This is a genomic window from Streptomyces sp. NPDC127119 (genome assembly GCF_042677425.1).
Taxonomy (GTDB): domain Bacteria; phylum Actinomycetota; class Actinomycetes; order Streptomycetales; family Streptomycetaceae; genus Streptomyces.
The window spans coordinates 1-15,328 of record NZ_JBHXTO010000075.1 but is presented as its reverse complement, the minus strand read 5'-3'; the positions used below and the strand labels follow the sequence as shown (position 1 = coordinate 15,328).

Sequence of the window (15,328 nt, the reverse complement as noted above, 5' to 3'; positions counted from 1 at the left end):
GCTAGGCGCGCGCCGTCGCCTGCGCGTGGGCGCCGGTCACCACTACTGGTCCGTTTTCACCTCGCGGCCCACGCGCTGCGCGATCCCTTTACGTGGCTGTCATGTACCTGTAGCTTCCGCGCTGCAAGGACTTTCTGGAACTTGCCGGTTCTTCTTGCAGAGCAACTCGGCGCCCCACGGCCCGCATTGGAGACGCTCATGGGACGTACACCCCTCGGCCGGTCGCGGCGCCCGCTCCTCGCGGCGCTGGTGGCGACCGGACTGCTCGGCGCGCTCGCGGGGCCACCGGAGACGGGCCCCGCCCCGATGGAGACCGTCGCAGCCGACGCGAACACGGCGACCGTCTTCTCCTACACGAAGACCAAGAACTGGTCGTCCACCTATCTGCACTACGCGCCGGACGGCGGCACCTGGACCACCGCGCCGGGCACGAAGATGGAGGCGGCCTGCACGGACTGGGTGAAGAAGACCGTCGACCTCGGCTCGGCGGCCGGGCTCGCGGCCACCTTCAACAACGGAGCCGGAACCTGGGACAACAACGGCGGCGCCAACTACGCGCTCGGCACCGGGAACATCACCGTCAAGGACGGGGTGATCGCCCACAGCGACCCGTGTGCCGGTACCGAACCGGCCGAGGGCAACAAGGCCACGGTCTACTACTCGACCGCCACCACCGGCTGGACGACGGCCAACATCCACTACGCGCCGACCGGCGGCACCTGGACGACCTCGCCCGGCGTCGGCATGGAGGCCGCCTGCACGGGCTGGTGGAAGAAGACCCTCGACATCGGCACGGCGACCTCGCTGAAGGCGGCCTTCAACAACGGCAACGGCGTCTGGGACAACAACTACAGCGCCGACTACGCCCTCACCACCGGCACCTCGACCGTCAAGGACCGCACGGTCACCAAGGACGCGGCGGATCCGTGCGCCGCCGTCGAGCCGGACACCCAGGCGCCGACCGCGCCCACCGAGGTCGCCGCCAGCGCCACGAACACCTCCGTCGTCCTGAGCTGGGACGCGGCGACCGACAACATCGGAGTGACCAAGTACCAGGTGACCCGCACCGGCGGCACCAAGGGCACGGTCGTCACCGACGTCGGCTCAACGGTCTTCTCCGACACGGGACTTGAGGCGAGGACGAGCTACACCTACACCGTGAGGGCGGTCGACGCGGCCGGGAACACCTCGCCCGCCTCCGCCGCGGCCACCGCGACGACCGGCGAGAAGGCCCCCGACCCGGCCTCCGGTACCCCACTGGGCACCGACCCCCGCAAGGACCCCATCTACTTCGTCCTCACCGCCCGCTTCCACGACGGCGACAGCTCCAACAACCGCGGCGGCAGCCAGCACACCAAGTCGGGCAACGCGGCCAACAACGACCCCATGTTCCGGGGCGACTTCAAGGGACTGGTCGAAAAGCTCGACTACATCAAGGCGCTCGGCTTCTCGGCCGTCTGGGTCACCCCGGTGGTCCTCAACCGCTCGGACTACGACTACCACGGCTATCACGGCTACGACTTCTACAAGGTGGACCCGCGTCTGGAGTCGGCCGGCGCCTCCTACCAGGACCTGATCAACGCGGCGCACGCCAAGGGCATGAAGATCTACCAGGACGTCGTCTACAACCACAGCTCCCGCTGGGGCGCCAAGGGCCTGTTCACCCCGACCGTGTACGGCGTCCGCGACTCCCAGTGGAGCTGGTACTACGACGAGAAGAACGAGGGCTTCGAGTACGACGGCCTCACCGTCGAGCCCAAGTCCGGCAAGGCGTACTACAACGGCGACCTGTGGTCGACCGCCGAGCCGTCCGGCAACACCTGCCTCAACTGGGGCAAGCCCACCGGAGGCAAGAGCGCCGAGGGCTACACCCTCTACAACTGCCAGTGGCCCAGCCCCACGTCGGGCATGTTCCCCAAGACGCTCTACCACCAGTGCTGGATCGGCAACTGGGAGGGCGAGGACGCCCGCTCCTGCTGGCTGCACGAGGACCTGGCCGACTTCGACACCGAGAACACGCAGGTCCAGAACTACCTGATCGGCGCGTACGACAAGTACATCGACATGGGCGTCGACGGGTTCCGCGTGGACACGGCCGTACACATCCCGCGCGTGACCTGGAACCGTCGTTTCCTGCCCGCCGTCCAGGAGCGCGTCACCCAGAAGTTCGGCGCCGAGGCCGCGAAGAACTTCTTCGTCTTCGGCGAGGTCGCGGCCTTCGTCAACGACAAGTGGAACCGCGGCTCGGTCAACCACTCCGCGCAGTTCTACACCTGGAAGGAGCGCAAGGAGTACAGCGCGGACGACGAGGCGGCGGCCCTGGAACAGTTCACCTACGAGAACGACCAGGGCACGGCGAACCAGCCGACCTCCACCAACGCCTTCCTGAACGGGAACAGTTACCACACCCCCGACCGCAGTCGGTTCTCCGGCATGAACATCATCGACATGCGGATGCACATGAACTTCGGTGACGCGCAGAACGCCTACGGCAACGGCAAGGACTCCGACGACAGCGTCAACGACGCCACGTACAACGTCGTCTATGTCGACAGCCACGACTACGGGCCCAACAAGAGCAGTGAGCGCTACGCCGGCGGCACCGACGCGTGGGCCGAGAACATGGCCCTGATGTGGACCTTCCGCGGCATCCCGACCCTGTACTACGGCTCGGAGATCGAGTTCCAGAAGGGCAAGAAGATCGACTGCGGTCCGAGCTGCCCGCTGGCGACGACCGGTCGCGCGTACTACGGCGACCATCTCGCGGGCAGCGTCACGGCCTCCGACTTCGGCACGGTCGGCTCCGCGAGCGGGGAGGTCGCGAACACCCTCGCGCAGCCCCTGGTCAAGCACCTCCAGCGGCTCAACCAGATCCGCCGGGCCGTCCCCGCCCTCCAGACGGGGCAGTACTCCACCGAGGGCATCAGCGGCTCGATGGCCTTCAAGCGCCGGTACACCAGCGGCTCGACGGACAGCTTCGCCCTGGTCACAGTCACGGGCGGCGCCACCTACACGGGCATCCCGAACGGCACCTACAAGGACGCCGTCACCGGGGACGTGAAGACCGTCTCCAACGGCACGCTGAGCGTCGGCGCACCCGGCAAGGGCAACCTCCGCGTGTACGTGCTGAACGGCCCCGGGAAGATCGGCGCCGACGGCCCGTACCTGAAGTAGGCGCACGGACGAACGAGTCGGTGGGGCGGTCCACTTGGCGGTATCCGATGGGTACAGCAGGCACCGGTCGCGTGTTCAATCACGGGTGACGCGTGACGTACGGACCGCCCCACCTGTCAGGAGGCACCGTGATCGCCCCTCCCGAACCCGGACTGACCGAACGCGAACTCATCGACCGGGCCACCGCGCTGCGGCCCGTACTGCTCGAACGGCAGGCGCGGACGGAGGAGTTGACGCGCTACCCGCAGGAGACGCACGAGGACTTCCTGCGGGCCGGCTTCTACCGGACCCTCCAGCCGCGCCGCTACGGAGGCTACGAGTTCGGGCTGCCGACCTTCCTCCGCGTGGTCACCGAGATCACCCGCGGCTGCCCCTCCACCGGCTGGGCGCTGTCCCTGACCGCCGCCCATGTCCTGCAGTTCGCCGCGCAGTTCGACGAGCGGGCCCAGGACGAGGTCTTCGGCACCGACGGCGAGTTCCGTGCCGCGTCCACCGTCGCCCCCGTCGGCGTCGCCCGGCCGGACGGCGACGGCGGGATCGTCCTGGACGGCACCTGGCCCTACTCCTCGGGCTCCCCGTACTCCACCCACTACCTCGGCCAGACCCTGCGCGCCCCCGAGAAGCCCGGCGACCCGCCCGGACCGATGGTCCTGTTCGTCGCCCCGCGCCCGGTCTGGACCCTCGTCGACGACTGGCACGGCGTCCTCGGCCTGCGCGGCAGCGGCTCCAACAGCGTCCGCATGGACCGGGCCACCATCCCCGAACACCTCACCCGCGAGGTGAGCCTGCTCGACCTGCCCGTGGCGGGCGGCACCCCCGGCTCGAAGCTGCACGGCAACGCCCTGTACGCGGGACGCGCGCCCAGCGTCTACCACGGGGAGCTGGCGGCCATCATGACCGGTATCGGATACGCCGCCGCCGACGAGTACGCCCGGATCCTCGCCGAGAGGCCGCTGACCCTGGAACCGGACCGTACCCGCGCGGAACTCCACGACTACCAGCGCCACCTCGGCGAGGCGCTCGGCATGATCCACACCGCGCAGGCCGCCCTCCAGCACAACGCCGAGGACTACATGGAGGCCTGCCGCCGCAACGTCTCGGGCGAGGCACCCTTCACCGTCGCCGACGACAACCGGCTCGCGTTCGTCTTCCTCGACGCCGGCCGCACGGCCTGGGACGCCCTGCAGAACATCCTCTTCCGCACGGCCGGCTCCCGCCACGCGCGGGACGGGACGCGGATGCAGCGCTACTTCCGCGACGCCGCCACGTACTGGTCGCACATCGGGGCGAGCATGGCCGAGCCACTGGCCCGGCGCGTCGGCTGCGACCGGCTGGGACTGCCCTCGCACGACATTCCGCTCATCCCGTGACCGTTGCGTGACGGGTGTGTGGAGTGGGCATGGCACCCCGCAGGACGGGTACGCGATCAGCCGCGCCCGAGTCGGCAACGACACGGGCGGCCTGTTTTCGCCACTACGTCTGGATGTGCCATGGAGATTTCCTCGAACGACAGCGCCACGGTTGAGGCCCAGCGCGCGCTGAGCGTCCTGGCCGAGAACGCCGGGGACGGCGCGGCGCTGGACACACTGGCCGGTAGTGACGTGCTGGTCCCGGTGCCCGACGACGCCCAGGACGAGACGGTGGCCGACCCCACGGTCGTGGCCCTGCCCGTCCTGGAACAGCCGGGTTCCGACCCGCTGGTCCCGGTGTTCACCTCGGAGGTGACGATGGCCGAGCTGCTGCCGTCCGTGTCGCGCTACCGCCTCGTCCCCCTGGGGACGCTCGCCGCGCAGTGGCCCTCCAACGACCTCTCGCTGAGCATCGACGCCAGCACGCCGCACGGCCTGACCCTCGACTCCCAGGGCGTACGCACCCTGCTGGCGCCCCGCGCCTGAGCAGGGCGGTGCGGGACGGGGGATCGGGCCCGGCCACATGTCGGAGGGGAGCGGCCGGGCCCTGGGGCGCGGGCGTGCTCCCGCTCCCGCGCCCCTGGTCCGAAACCGTGAGGGATGAACGGCGCCGACACCGTTCATCCCTGACGCACGGGCGCCGTGATCAACGGTAGGCCGACACCCGTGCCGGAATCGCTCCGCATAGCGCGGCGCTTGTCCGGTATGCGCGGTGGCGCCCCTCAGCCCGAGCGCAGTGTCTGCGCGGGCGAGGTCCCGAACCGGGTCCGGTAGCGCTGGGCGAAGCGCCCGAGATGCGCGAACCCCCACCTGTACGCCACCTCCGTGACCGTGATCGTCGCGGGATCGGCCGCGAGCAGCTGCTCGTGCGCCCGCCGCAGCCGGACCTCGGTGACGTAGGCGGTGGGGGACATCCCCACATGTTTGCGAAAGGCCTCCTGGAGGGCGCGCACCCCGATCTGGGACAGGGAGGCCAGCCGCGCCGCGTCGTAGTGCTCGTCCGGCCGCTCGTCGATCGCCTCCATGACCCGCCGGACCGTCGCGGGCCGCGCCGCCGGCACGGGCGCGTCCAGCACGCCGCGGTAGGAGTGGCCGCACGCGAGCAACAGCCCCTCCAGCAGGGTCTGTTCGATCCGGGACCGGATCAGGGGCCGGCCCAGCAGCCCGTTCGAGGTGTTCTTCTCCAGCAGGCACCACAGCGCGAGGTCCGCCCAGCTGCGCCCGGCCCCCCGGTCGACGTCGATGTACGTCTCGAAGTCCGGCGGACGCCGTAGGGGCCCGCCGAGCAGGGCCTCCAGCCGCTCGTGCAGGGCGGCCATGTCGATCTTCACGGTGAGGGCACGGCAGTCCGGCGACCAGTCGTCCACCCGGATCCCGCGTTCCGGCTGGAGGAACACCGCGCGCTCGGGAGCGGTGTACGCCGGCGCCCCGTACCCCTGTCTGCAGCGGAAGCGGCCGGTGAGTGGCACGGTCACGTGGTAGACCCGCGGCTGTGCGAAGTCGATCGTCACCTCCGTGCCGAAGCTGACGTCGCCGACGGTCAGCGCGCCGAGTTCGGCCACGCTGAGCCGGGTGAGGAAGTCCTCGGCCCGGCCCGGTACTTCGAGGCGGAGGTCGTAGTAGTGCTCCGCGATGACGTCGTGCGACTCCTCCACACAGCGCGTCTCGTAGCTGCTGACCCCGGCCTGCCGTTCTTCGTCCTCGACCACGGTGATCCCCCCCGACACAGCCCGCGCCGTTCTGCGCACGGCGACATATGTGACGGTACGGGATGCGTCGCGCCCGGTGTATGGATCTTCAGGCGTCGGTCAACATGCGCGCCAGGGCGGCGCGTTGGAGGGGGAGGACCTGGGCGTGCAGGTCACGGCCCTTCTGGGTGAGGGCCACCCAGACACCGCGCCGGTCCTCCTGGCAGATGCTCCGTTCCACCAGGCCCTCCTTCTCCAGGCGTCCGATCAGCCGGGAGAGGGCGCTCTGGCTCAGATGGATCCGGTCGGCGATGTTCTGCACACGGCACTGCTCGGCGGGGGCCCGGCCTGCCTTCGCCTGCGCGTCGGGGGTCGAGGTGCCGGACACGAGGATGTCGAGCACCTCGAAGTCACTGGCGCCCAGTCCGTGCGGATGGAGTTCGCGGTCGATCTCGCACATGGTGCGCGCGTGCACCGACAGGATGTCCCGCCACTGGTCCTCCAGCCGGGAAGCGGCCTTCTCTGCTGCCATGTCCGCACGGTAACAGAGAAGAGGCCGCTTGTTGAGCATGCAACTAGTGCAGTTGCATGCAGTTGTCCGGCTTCGGGATCAGGCTGTCCGGCCGCAGGATCAGGACGCCTCCTGGACCAGACCGACGGCGTTGCCGTCCGCGTCCTTCACGGAGGCGATCAGCATGCCGCCGCCGACGTCCTGGACGTCCTGGACCACCTCGGCACCGGCGCCGACGAGACCGGCGAGGCCCGCCTTGATGTCGTCGACGTACCAGTAGGGGACGGGTCCGGTCAGACCCTTGGCGTGCCCGTGCGGGTCGAGCCCGACCTCGGGCTGCCCCGGTACCCGGAAGCCCACGTAGTACGCCTCGTCCACGTACGGCTCCACTCCGAGGAGCGCGCCGAACAGGGCCTTGGCCCGGGCGAGGTCCTTGACGGGGTAGTTGATGGTCTTGAGGCCTTCGGACATGACGGGCTCCTCCGTGGTCGTGATCGCACCGGCGGTCGTTCGTCCGCCGGTCTCCCGGCGGTTTCTCGCCGGTGCCATCACGCTACGACCGGGTGGTGCCGGGCCGCTTCTCCGATCCTGACCGGTCGTGGGTGGAGCGGCCCCGGCCCGTCAGCCCGCGAAGATCTCCACCACCGACCAGACGGCGAGGCCGAGCATGCAGATCCCGCCGACCCGCTGCACGGTCTTCAGCGGCACCCGCTTGGCGATGAAGCGGCCGGCCAGCAGCGCCAGCGCGGAGACCGACATGAGGGCCGCCGCCGAACCGACGGCCACGGACGCGACCCCGTTCGTGGCGGCGAGGTTGGCGGTCGTGATCTGCGTCAGATCGCCCCACTCGCTGATGAAGACGGCCATGAAGGCGGTCGTGTAGACGGGCCAGAAGCCGGTGACGGTACGGCCGCCGGCGTCCTCCTCGTCCTCGTCGTCGCCGCCGCGCAGCAGCATGAAGGCGCCGAACGCGAAGAGGGCGGCCGAGACGGACTTGACGGTCCAGTCGGGCAGCAGGCCGATGAGGCTTCCGGCGCCGACCGCGATGGCGACGTGCACGATGAACGCGGTGGACGTGCCGAACCACACGTAGAGGGGCCGCATACGGGTGCCCATGGCCAGCGACGCGAACATCGTCTTGTCCGGCAGCTCGGCGAGGAAGATCAGCCCGAAGGCGGTGAGGATCGCCAGAGGGTCGAGATGCATTCCGGTGGCTTTCTGTAGGGACCGGGCCCCCGGATCTTCGCGAAGCGCCCTCGATCGGGGCGACGGGAGAACCGATCGGCCCGGCATGTCGGGTGCCCACGGGATCGCGGGCACGGCAATGCCTGGCCGAAGGTCTCGTCCGCCCGTGTGTCACATGGGCCCGGCCACCGGGAACCCGAGGGTTCCAGTGTGTCGACGACCGGTTCGCAGGACTACTCCCCTTCGCAGTCACTCAGTGTACAGGGCATCTGTTTGCGTGTCGCATGAGGGCGGGGCGAGTGGGTATATGGGGTGCATTCCGTGCGGATGGATCATCTCCGGGCAATCAGGTCGCCGGGGCCGCGCGGGGAGGACGGAACGCGGCACCATGACCATGATCGACGCGACCGATGAAGACACCGCCGAGGTGATCCTCCGGGCCTTGAGCGTGCTGGCCCACGACGGAGGGGACCGGCGCGCGCGGGCGACGCTCGCCGGCAGCGACGTACTGATCCCGTCCTACAGCTGCGACGACGACGGCGGGGACCCGATACGGCTGCTCCTGCCGGTCACGGAGCGGACCGTGCTGGTCTTCACCTCGGAAGCACGCATGATCCGCTCCCTGCCGGGCGTCCGCCACTACTGCCTCGTCCCGCTCGGCGCGCTCCCGGCGTACTGGCCCGAGGGGAACCCTTCCCTGACCATCGACGCAGGGTCACCGGAGAGCGTGATGCTGACGGCCGAGGCGGTACGGACACTGCTGTCCGCCGACCAGCGGTGAGCCCCTGCCTCAGGTCGACCGGCGTTTCACCAGTTCCGTCGGCAGGATCACCGCCGCCGGATCCTCTCCGCCGATCTGGGCGAGCAGCACCCGGACCATCTCGGAACTGATCCGGTCGTAGGGCTGGCGGATCGTGGTGAGTTCGGGGCTCGCCGCGACGGCCGCGGAGGAGTCGTCGAACCCGCCCACCGCCACATCGCCGGGGACGCTCCGGCCCGCCCGGTGCAGCGCGGTCAGCACACCCTGCGCCATCAGGTCCGAGGCCACGAAGACCGCGTCCATGTCCGGCGACCGCTCCAGGAGGAGTTCGGCGCCCGCCTCGCCGCTGGCCCGGCTGTAGTCGCCGGACGTGACGAGGCGTTCGTCCAGGTCGATGCCCGACTCGGTGAGCACCTCGCGGTAGCCCGCCAGGCGCTCGACACCGCCGGGGGTGTCCAGCGGTCCGGTCACCATGCCCACCCGGCGCCGGCCGAGCGACACCAGATGGCGCACCATGTCGCGGGCGCCGTCCCGGTCGTCCGCGGCCACGTAACTGATCTTGGAGCCGACGCCGATGGGTTTGCCGCACATCACGAGCGGTACACCGGCGTCGCGCAGCTGCTCGGCCACCGGGTCGCCGGAGTGGCTGGAGACCAGCAGCACCCCGTCGACATGGCCCGCGGTGATGTACCGCGTGATGCGGCGCCGCTCGTCCTCGGTGCCCGCCAGCATCAGCAGCAACGGGATGTCGTGCGCCGCCAGTGCCTGCGTACAACCGCGCAGCAGGACATTGAAGTTGGGGTCCTCGAAGAACCTCTCCTGCGGTTCGGTGAGCAGGAAGCCGATCGAGTCCGAGCGTCCGGTGATCAGCGAGCGGGCGTGCCGGTTCACGACGTAACCCGTCCTGCGGATGGCGGCGTTGACCGCTTCCTGCGCGGCGGGGCTGACATAGTGCCCGCCGTTCAGGACGCGTGACACCGTCCCCCGGGACACTCCGGCCTCGCGCGCGACGTCGTGAATCGTCGGCGGTCGGCGCCGGCCCCCCGATTGGCTCATGGTCACGACTTTACGGCTCCCGACAGCAGATCGAGACTCCAGAACCGCTGGATGACCAGGAAGAGCGCGACGAGCGGGATCACCGCGAGCAGCGCGCCGGTGATGACCAGCGTGTAGAGGGCCGGGGTGTTGGAGCCCTGTTCGAGGAGCGTGAACAGACCGAGGGTGATCGGGAACTTCTCGTCGTCGCTGAGCATGATGTACGGCAGCAGGAAGTTGTTCCACACCGCCACGAACTGGAACAGGAAGACCGTCACCAGGCCGGGCACCATCATCGGCAGCGCGATCCGGGTGAAGATCCGCAGCTCGCTCGCCCCGTCCATCCGTCCCGCCTCGACGACGTCGGCGGGCACGGCCGCGGCGGAGTAGATCCGCGCGAGATAGACGCCGTACGGGGACAGGATCAGCGGCAGCAGCACGGACGCGTAGGAATCCGTGAGGTCGGCCTCGGCCATGAGGAGGTACTGCGGGATGGCGAGGATCACCGGTGGCATCAGCACGCCGGCGAGCAGGATGTTGAAGACGGTCTCGCGCCCGCGGAAGCGGTAGATGGCCAGCGCGTAGCCGCTGAACGCCGACACGGCCGTCGACAGGAGGGCGCCGAGGCCCGCGTAGAGGGCGGAGTTGCCCATCCACTTCCAGTACACGCCGTCGCGGTAGGCGTTGAGGTCGGAGATGTTCTGGGTGAAGCCCGTGCCCGGCAGGAACGTGAACGTCGAGAACAGCTCGCTGCCCGACTTGGTCGCCGCGATCACCACCCAGGCCACCGGCAGCAGGCAGTAGAGCGCGCCGATCAGCAGGGTCACCGTCGGGACGAAGGCGATGCGGCGGCGCAGCGGCGGCCCCTGGGCGGTACCGGGCGTCGTCCCGGCGGCCGGGGCCGCCTTGCGGACGGCAAGAGAACTCATCGTGCTGCCTCCTGCTTGTTACGGGAGTTCGCGGCCCGCAGGAAGCCGAAGGACAGGACCAGCGTGACGAACGCGATGATCACCGCGGTCGCCGCGGCGGAGTAGATGTCGCCCTTGCCGAAGGCGTCCTGGTACACCTTCATCAGCGGACTCCAGGTCGTGGACACGGAGTTGGTGAGCGGTTTGAGCGTGGTCGGCTCGCTGAACACCTGGAGCGTCGCGATGATCGAGAAGAAGAAGGTGAGCACCAGCGAGGGCACCACCATCGGGATCTTGATCCGGAGCGCGGTCTGCAGCGGGGTGGCGCCGTCCAGCTTGGCCGCCTCGTACACCTCGGTGGGGATGGCCTGGAGCGCGGTGTAGATGACGATCATGTTGAAGCCGGTGCCGCCCCACACCGCGATGTTGGACAGCGCGATGTACAGCGGCCCGCCGTCCAGCAGATCCGGCTGCGGCAGGCCCAGCCGGTCGAGGACGAAGTAGAAGGGGCTGACGTCCGGCAGGTAGAGGAAGCCCCAGAGCATCGCGGCGACGACGCCGGGAATGGCGTACGGCAGGAAGATCGCGAGGCGGGTGACCGGGGCGAGACGGACCCGGTCGGCGTCGAGCATCAGCGCGAAGAGCAGCGCGAGCCCGAGCATGACCGGGACGACGATGGCGCCGTACCCGAGGACGCGCAGCGCTCCGGCGAGCAGTTCGGAGTCGGTGAGGGAGTCGGTGTAGTTCTCCAGGCCCGCCCAGACTTCCTTCCGGGCCCCCGAACCGAGACCCAGGCCCTTGACCTGGACCTTGTGCAGACTGAGCCAGACCGCGTACCCGATGGGCAGCGCGAAGAACAGGGCGAACAGGATCGTCGCGGGGAGGAGGAAAAGATAGGGGGCGCTTCGCGCTCGTTTGAGGGTGGTGGTGGGAGACGGGAGGGCGTACGGGGCCCCCTTGACCCCGTACGACTTCCGGCGTGCGCTGGTCACTCCGCGACCTCGAAGCCCTGCTTGTCGAGGTCGGCGACGGTGTCGTCCTGCATCTTCGTCAGGGCCGCGCCGAAGTCCGACTTGTTCTTGGCGGCCGCGCCGAAGGCGTCCTTGAACGTGGTGTACGCGACGTTCACGTTCGGGCCCCAGGCGGAGGGCGCGGTGGTCTTCGCGATGGCGGAGGCCTGGGTGTAGAAGTCGGGCTGGTTCGAGAAGTACGCCGGCGGCTCGGTGAAGGCGCCGCTGGTCTGCGCGGTGGTGGCGGCCGGGTAGATGCCGCCCTCCTTCGCGAGCGCGGTCAGCGCCTCGGGATCGGTGTTCAGCCAGGTGGCGAACTTCGCGGCGGCCGACTTGTGCGCGGAGTCCGTGGTGACGGCCGTGGACGAACCGCCCCAGCTGCCCGTGACGTTCTCGGCGGCGGACCACTGCGGCAGCGGTGCCATCGCCCACTTGCCCTTGGTGTCGGGCGCGGCGGTGGTGAGGGTGCCCGGCGCCCAGACCGCGCTGACCCAGGCGATCTGCTTGCCGGTGTTCAGCGCCTTGTTCCAGGCGGGCGTGTACATCGGCTGGTTGTCGATCGCGCCCTCCTTGACGAGACCGCCCCAGAAGTCGGCGACCTTCTGCGAGGCCGCGTCGTCGATGCCGACCTTCCACTTGTCGCCCTCGGTGGTCCACCACTTGGCGCCGGCCTGCTGCGCGAGACCGGCGAACAGCCCGGAGTCGTTGGCGGAGAACGTGGTCAGGTCCGTCTCCGGCGCCTTCTTCTTCAGCGCGCGGGCGGTCTCGGCGAACTCCTCCCAGGTCTTGGGGACCTGGAGGCCGTACTTCTTGAACAGGTCCTCGCGGTAGTAGAACATCATCGGCCCGGAGTCCTGCGGGATCGCGTACACCGCGTCCGAGCCCAGGGTGGTCTGCTGCCAGACGCCCTCGGCGAACTTGTCCTTCACCCCGTCCACGTCACCGGCTATGTCGGCGAGCGCGTCGTTGCTGACCAGCGTCGGCAGCGCCTGGTACTCGGCCTGGACCAGGTCCGGGGCCTTCTTGGCCTTGTGCGCGGTGAGGATCTTGGTGACCAGCGTGTCGCCGGACGCCTGCTTCTTGACCGTGACCTTGATCTGGTCCTTCTTGCCCTGGCCCTCGTTCCACAGGTCGGCGACCTTGTCCATGCCCGGCGTCCAGGACCAGTACGTCAGCGAGACGGGCCCCGAATCGGCCTCGCCGTCGTTGTCGTCCGAGGACCCGCAGGCGGCGAGTGCGGTGGCGCCGAGAGAGACGGCGACCGAGATGGTCACGAGGCGGCGCAGCTTCGTGTGTGGCATGGATGTATCTCCCTGACCGTGGTCTCCGCCTGCTGCGGAGGCCTGCCATGCTTCTGTGAGCGTTCACAGTAGAGAAACATCCCGGACACTTGTCAATGGTTGTTGCTGTGCGGTTATGTTGGGCTCGCGCCGCTGGAACAGTGTGTGCACGTTCCCAAATGATCGATTGACCGGGAGACATTCCATGCCGGAGACCACCCCCAAGGGCCTTGACCGGCTCGCCTTCGGTGGGGACTACAACCCCGAGCAGTGGCCGGAGTCCGTCTGGCCGGAGGACGTCCGGCTGATGCGCGAGGCCGGCGTCACGATGGTCAGCGTCGGGATCTTCTCCTGGGCGCTGCTCGAACCCTCGCCGGGCACCTACGACTTCGGCTGGCTCGACCGGGTACTGGACCTGCTGCACGAGAACGGGATACGCGTCGACCTCGGTACGCCGACCGTCGCGCCGCCCGCCTGGTTCTACCGGGAGCACCCCGAGGCGCTGCCGGTGGCCGCCGACGGGACCCGTTACGAGTTCGGCTCGCGCGGCGCCATCTGCCACAGCAACCCGCACTACCGCGCCGCCGCCGCGAACATCACCGAGCGGCTGGCGGAGCGGTACGCCACCCATCCCGCACTCGCCCTGTGGCACGTCCACAACGAGTACGGGGTCCCGGTCTCGGCCTGTTACTGCGAGAACTGCGCGGCACACTTCCGCCGCTGGCTCACCGAGGCGTACGGCTCCGGCGGCACCGTGAACGCGATCGACGCGGTCAACGAGGCCTGGGGCACGGCCTTCTGGGGCCAGCGGTACGCCGACCTCGACCAGATCAACCCGCCCCGGCTGGCCCCCACCGTGGGCAACCCGGGCCAGGCGCTCGACTACAAGCGGTTCGCCGACGCCACCATGCGCGAGAACTTCGTGGCCGAGCGGGACATCCTGCACCGCCTGGCGCCCGGCATCCCGGTCACCACGAACTTCATGACCGCCCTCAGCCAGTGCGACTCCGTCGACTACTGGGCCTGGGGCCGCGAGGTCGACCTCGTCAGCAACGACCACTACCTGATCACCGACGGCCGCCGTACGCACGTGAACCTCGCGATGGCCGCCGACCTGACCCGTTCCGTGGCGGGCGGCGCCCCCTGGCTGCTCCTCGAACACTCCACGTCGGGCGTCAACTGGCAGACCCGCAACCCCGCGAAGGCGCCCGGCCAGATGGCCCGCAACTCGCTCGCCCATGTCGCCCGGGGCTCTGAGGGCGCGATGTTCTTCCAGTGGCGGCAGTCACGACGGGGTGCGGAGAAGTTCCACTCCTCGATGCTGCCGCACGCGGGCACCGACTCGCGCGTCTGGCGCGAGGTCGTCGAACTCGGCGCGGCCGTCCACTCGTTGAGCACCGTACGCGGCAGCCGCACGGTCGCCGACGCGGCCGTGCTGTGGGACTGGCACTCCTGGTGGGCGCAGAACCTCGCCTGGCGGCCGAGCGAGGACCACGACCCGCGCGAGCGCGCCGACTCCTTCTACGAAGCCCTCTACGACCGGCACCTCACCGTCGACTTCGCCCACCCGGAGGCCGACCTCTCGGCCTATCCGCTGGTCGTGGTCCCGGCGCTCTACCTGATGACCGAGGCCGCCGGACTCAACCTCAAGGAGTACGTCGAGAACGGCGGCACCCTCGTCGTCTCGTACTTCTCCGGCATCGTCGACGAGCACGACGCCGTGCACGACGGCGCGTACCCCGGCCCGCTGCGGGACGTACTCGGCCTGACCGTCGAGGAGTTCTCGCCGCTCCTCGCGGGCGACCGGGTGCGCCTCACCGGTCCCGACGGCTCCGAACTCGCCGGAGACGTATGGAGCGAGTTCGTCGTGCCGCGCGGTGCCGAGACCGTGTGGACGTACGCCGACGGGCTCGCCGCCGGGCATCCCGCGGTCACCCGGCACCGGCTCGGCGCGGGGTCCGCGTGGTACGTGTCCACGCGGCTCGGCGCCGCCGGGCTGGACGCGCTGATCGGGTGGGCCGCGGATGATGCGCGGATCGCTCCGCGGGCCGATCTGCCGCGTGACGTCGAAGTGGTGCGGCGGGTGGGGGAGTCGGGGGTGTTCCTCTTCGTGGTCAACCACACCGGGGGCGAGGTGAAGGTGCCGCTCGATGCGCACGGGACTGAGTTGCTGACCGGGGAGCGGGCTGCCGGGCGGCTCGCGGTGCCGGCGGGGGCCGTACGGGTCGTGCGGCTCGACGACTGATCCGACCCGCAGATTTCGCCCCCGCCGCCCTTACCCTTCCCGTCACTGCATGGGGCTGCGCCCCTCGCCCCCTGATCGCGCTGCGCGCTCGTCCTCAAACGCCGGACGGGCTGACAGATAGCC

At 69.6% G+C, this 15,328-nt stretch carries 13 protein-coding genes; 5 read left to right on the top strand and 8 right to left on the bottom strand.

Annotated features, from left to right (window positions below):
* Positions 1-198: 198 nt before the first annotated feature.
* The 3 genes from ACFVH5_RS27180 (at position 199) to ACFVH5_RS27170 (ending at position 5,069) form a co-directional block, all read left to right on the top strand.
* The gene (locus ACFVH5_RS27180; protein ID WP_385836370.1) at positions 199-3,174 is read left to right on the top strand and encodes a carbohydrate binding domain-containing protein; all 2,976 of its coding nucleotides are present in this window, start codon (positions 199-201) and stop codon (positions 3,172-3,174) included.
* A 128-nt stretch (positions 3,175-3,302) separates the two neighbouring features.
* Positions 3,303-4,544, top strand: a complete 1,242-nt coding sequence (locus ACFVH5_RS27175; protein WP_385836369.1) for an acyl-CoA dehydrogenase family protein — start codon at positions 3,303-3,305, stop codon at positions 4,542-4,544.
* Between the two features lie 120 nt (positions 4,545-4,664).
* Positions 4,665-5,069, top strand: coding sequence for an SseB family protein (locus ACFVH5_RS27170; protein WP_385836368.1), 405 nt, complete (start codon positions 4,665-4,667; stop codon positions 5,067-5,069).
* A gap of 236 nt (positions 5,070-5,305) precedes the next feature.
* Here ACFVH5_RS27170 and ACFVH5_RS27165 read toward each other — a convergent pair whose 3' ends face one another.
* The 4 genes from ACFVH5_RS27165 to ACFVH5_RS27150 form a co-directional block, all read right to left on the bottom strand.
* Entirely contained in the window at positions 5,306-6,292 is a 987-nt protein-coding gene (locus tag ACFVH5_RS27165; RefSeq protein WP_385836367.1) for an AraC family transcriptional regulator, read from the bottom strand.
* A gap of 88 nt (positions 6,293-6,380) precedes the next feature.
* Complete coding sequence (locus ACFVH5_RS27160) at positions 6,381-6,803, bottom strand: MarR family winged helix-turn-helix transcriptional regulator (protein ID WP_385836366.1); 423 nt, start codon at positions 6,801-6,803, stop codon at positions 6,381-6,383.
* A 99-nt stretch (positions 6,804-6,902) separates the two neighbouring features.
* Entirely contained in the window at positions 6,903-7,253 is a 351-nt protein-coding gene (locus ACFVH5_RS27155; RefSeq protein WP_385836365.1) for a VOC family protein, read from the bottom strand.
* A gap of 150 nt (positions 7,254-7,403) precedes the next feature.
* Positions 7,404-7,988 carry a TMEM165/GDT1 family protein gene (locus tag ACFVH5_RS27150; protein ID WP_384798856.1) on the bottom strand — a complete coding sequence of 195 codons (585 nt, stop codon included), beginning with the start codon at positions 7,986-7,988 and terminating at the stop codon, positions 7,404-7,406.
* A gap of 367 nt (positions 7,989-8,355) precedes the next feature.
* Between ACFVH5_RS27150 and ACFVH5_RS27145 the strand changes: the two genes are divergently transcribed.
* Positions 8,356-8,748: an SseB family protein gene (locus ACFVH5_RS27145; protein ID WP_385836364.1), complete on the top strand. Its 393-nt coding sequence runs from the start codon at positions 8,356-8,358 to the stop codon at positions 8,746-8,748.
* A 9-nt stretch (positions 8,749-8,757) separates the two neighbouring features.
* Here the strand turns inward: ACFVH5_RS27145 and ACFVH5_RS27140 are convergent, their stop codons facing one another.
* The 4 genes from ACFVH5_RS27140 to ACFVH5_RS27125 are packed head-to-tail and all read right to left on the bottom strand — an operon-like array spanning position 8,758 to position 12,981.
* Positions 8,758-9,789: a LacI family DNA-binding transcriptional regulator gene (locus ACFVH5_RS27140; RefSeq protein WP_385836363.1), complete on the bottom strand. Its 1,032-nt coding sequence runs from the start codon at positions 9,787-9,789 to the stop codon at positions 8,758-8,760.
* Positions 9,786-10,691 carry a carbohydrate ABC transporter permease gene (locus ACFVH5_RS27135; protein WP_385836362.1) on the bottom strand — a complete coding sequence of 302 codons (906 nt, stop codon included), beginning with the start codon at positions 10,689-10,691 and terminating at the stop codon, positions 9,786-9,788. The genes ACFVH5_RS27140 and ACFVH5_RS27135 overlap by 4 nt, the downstream gene beginning before the upstream one ends.
* Positions 10,688-11,662 (bottom strand): carbohydrate ABC transporter permease, encoded by a 975-nt coding sequence (locus tag ACFVH5_RS27130; protein ID WP_385836361.1) that lies wholly within the window; start codon positions 11,660-11,662, stop codon positions 10,688-10,690. The genes ACFVH5_RS27135 and ACFVH5_RS27130 overlap by 4 nt, the downstream gene beginning before the upstream one ends.
* Positions 11,659-12,981, bottom strand: coding sequence for an extracellular solute-binding protein (locus ACFVH5_RS27125; RefSeq protein WP_385836360.1), 1,323 nt, complete (start codon positions 12,979-12,981; stop codon positions 11,659-11,661). The genes ACFVH5_RS27130 and ACFVH5_RS27125 overlap by 4 nt, the downstream gene beginning before the upstream one ends.
* Before the next feature lie 184 nt (positions 12,982-13,165).
* Between ACFVH5_RS27125 and ACFVH5_RS27120 the strand changes: the two genes are divergently transcribed.
* Positions 13,166-15,205: a beta-galactosidase gene (locus ACFVH5_RS27120; protein WP_385836359.1), complete on the top strand. Its 2,040-nt coding sequence runs from the start codon at positions 13,166-13,168 to the stop codon at positions 15,203-15,205.
* Positions 15,206-15,328 lie beyond the last annotated feature (123 nt).

Coding starts and splice junctions, on each gene's coding strand:
- ACFVH5_RS27180 (WP_385836370.1), top strand. CDS start 199: ATGGGACGTACACCCCTCGGCCGGTCGCGGCGCCCGCTCCTCGCGGCG.
- ACFVH5_RS27170 (WP_385836368.1), top strand. CDS start 4,665: ATGGAGATTTCCTCGAACGACAGCGCCACGGTTGAGGCCCAGCGCGCG.
- ACFVH5_RS27160 (WP_385836366.1), bottom strand. CDS start 6,803: ATGGCAGCAGAGAAGGCCGCTTCCCGGCTGGAGGACCAGTGGCGGGAC.
- ACFVH5_RS27155 (WP_385836365.1), bottom strand. CDS start 7,253: ATGTCCGAAGGCCTCAAGACCATCAACTACCCCGTCAAGGACCTCGCC.
- ACFVH5_RS27150 (WP_384798856.1), bottom strand. CDS start 7,988: ATGCATCTCGACCCTCTGGCGATCCTCACCGCCTTCGGGCTGATCTTC.
- ACFVH5_RS27145 (WP_385836364.1), top strand. CDS start 8,356: ATGACCATGATCGACGCGACCGATGAAGACACCGCCGAGGTGATCCTC.
- ACFVH5_RS27135 (WP_385836362.1), bottom strand. CDS start 10,691: ATGAGTTCTCTTGCCGTCCGCAAGGCGGCCCCGGCCGCCGGGACGACG.
- ACFVH5_RS27125 (WP_385836360.1), bottom strand. CDS start 12,981: ATGCCACACACGAAGCTGCGCCGCCTCGTGACCATCTCGGTCGCCGTC.
- ACFVH5_RS27120 (WP_385836359.1), top strand. CDS start 13,166: ATGCCGGAGACCACCCCCAAGGGCCTTGACCGGCTCGCCTTCGGTGGG.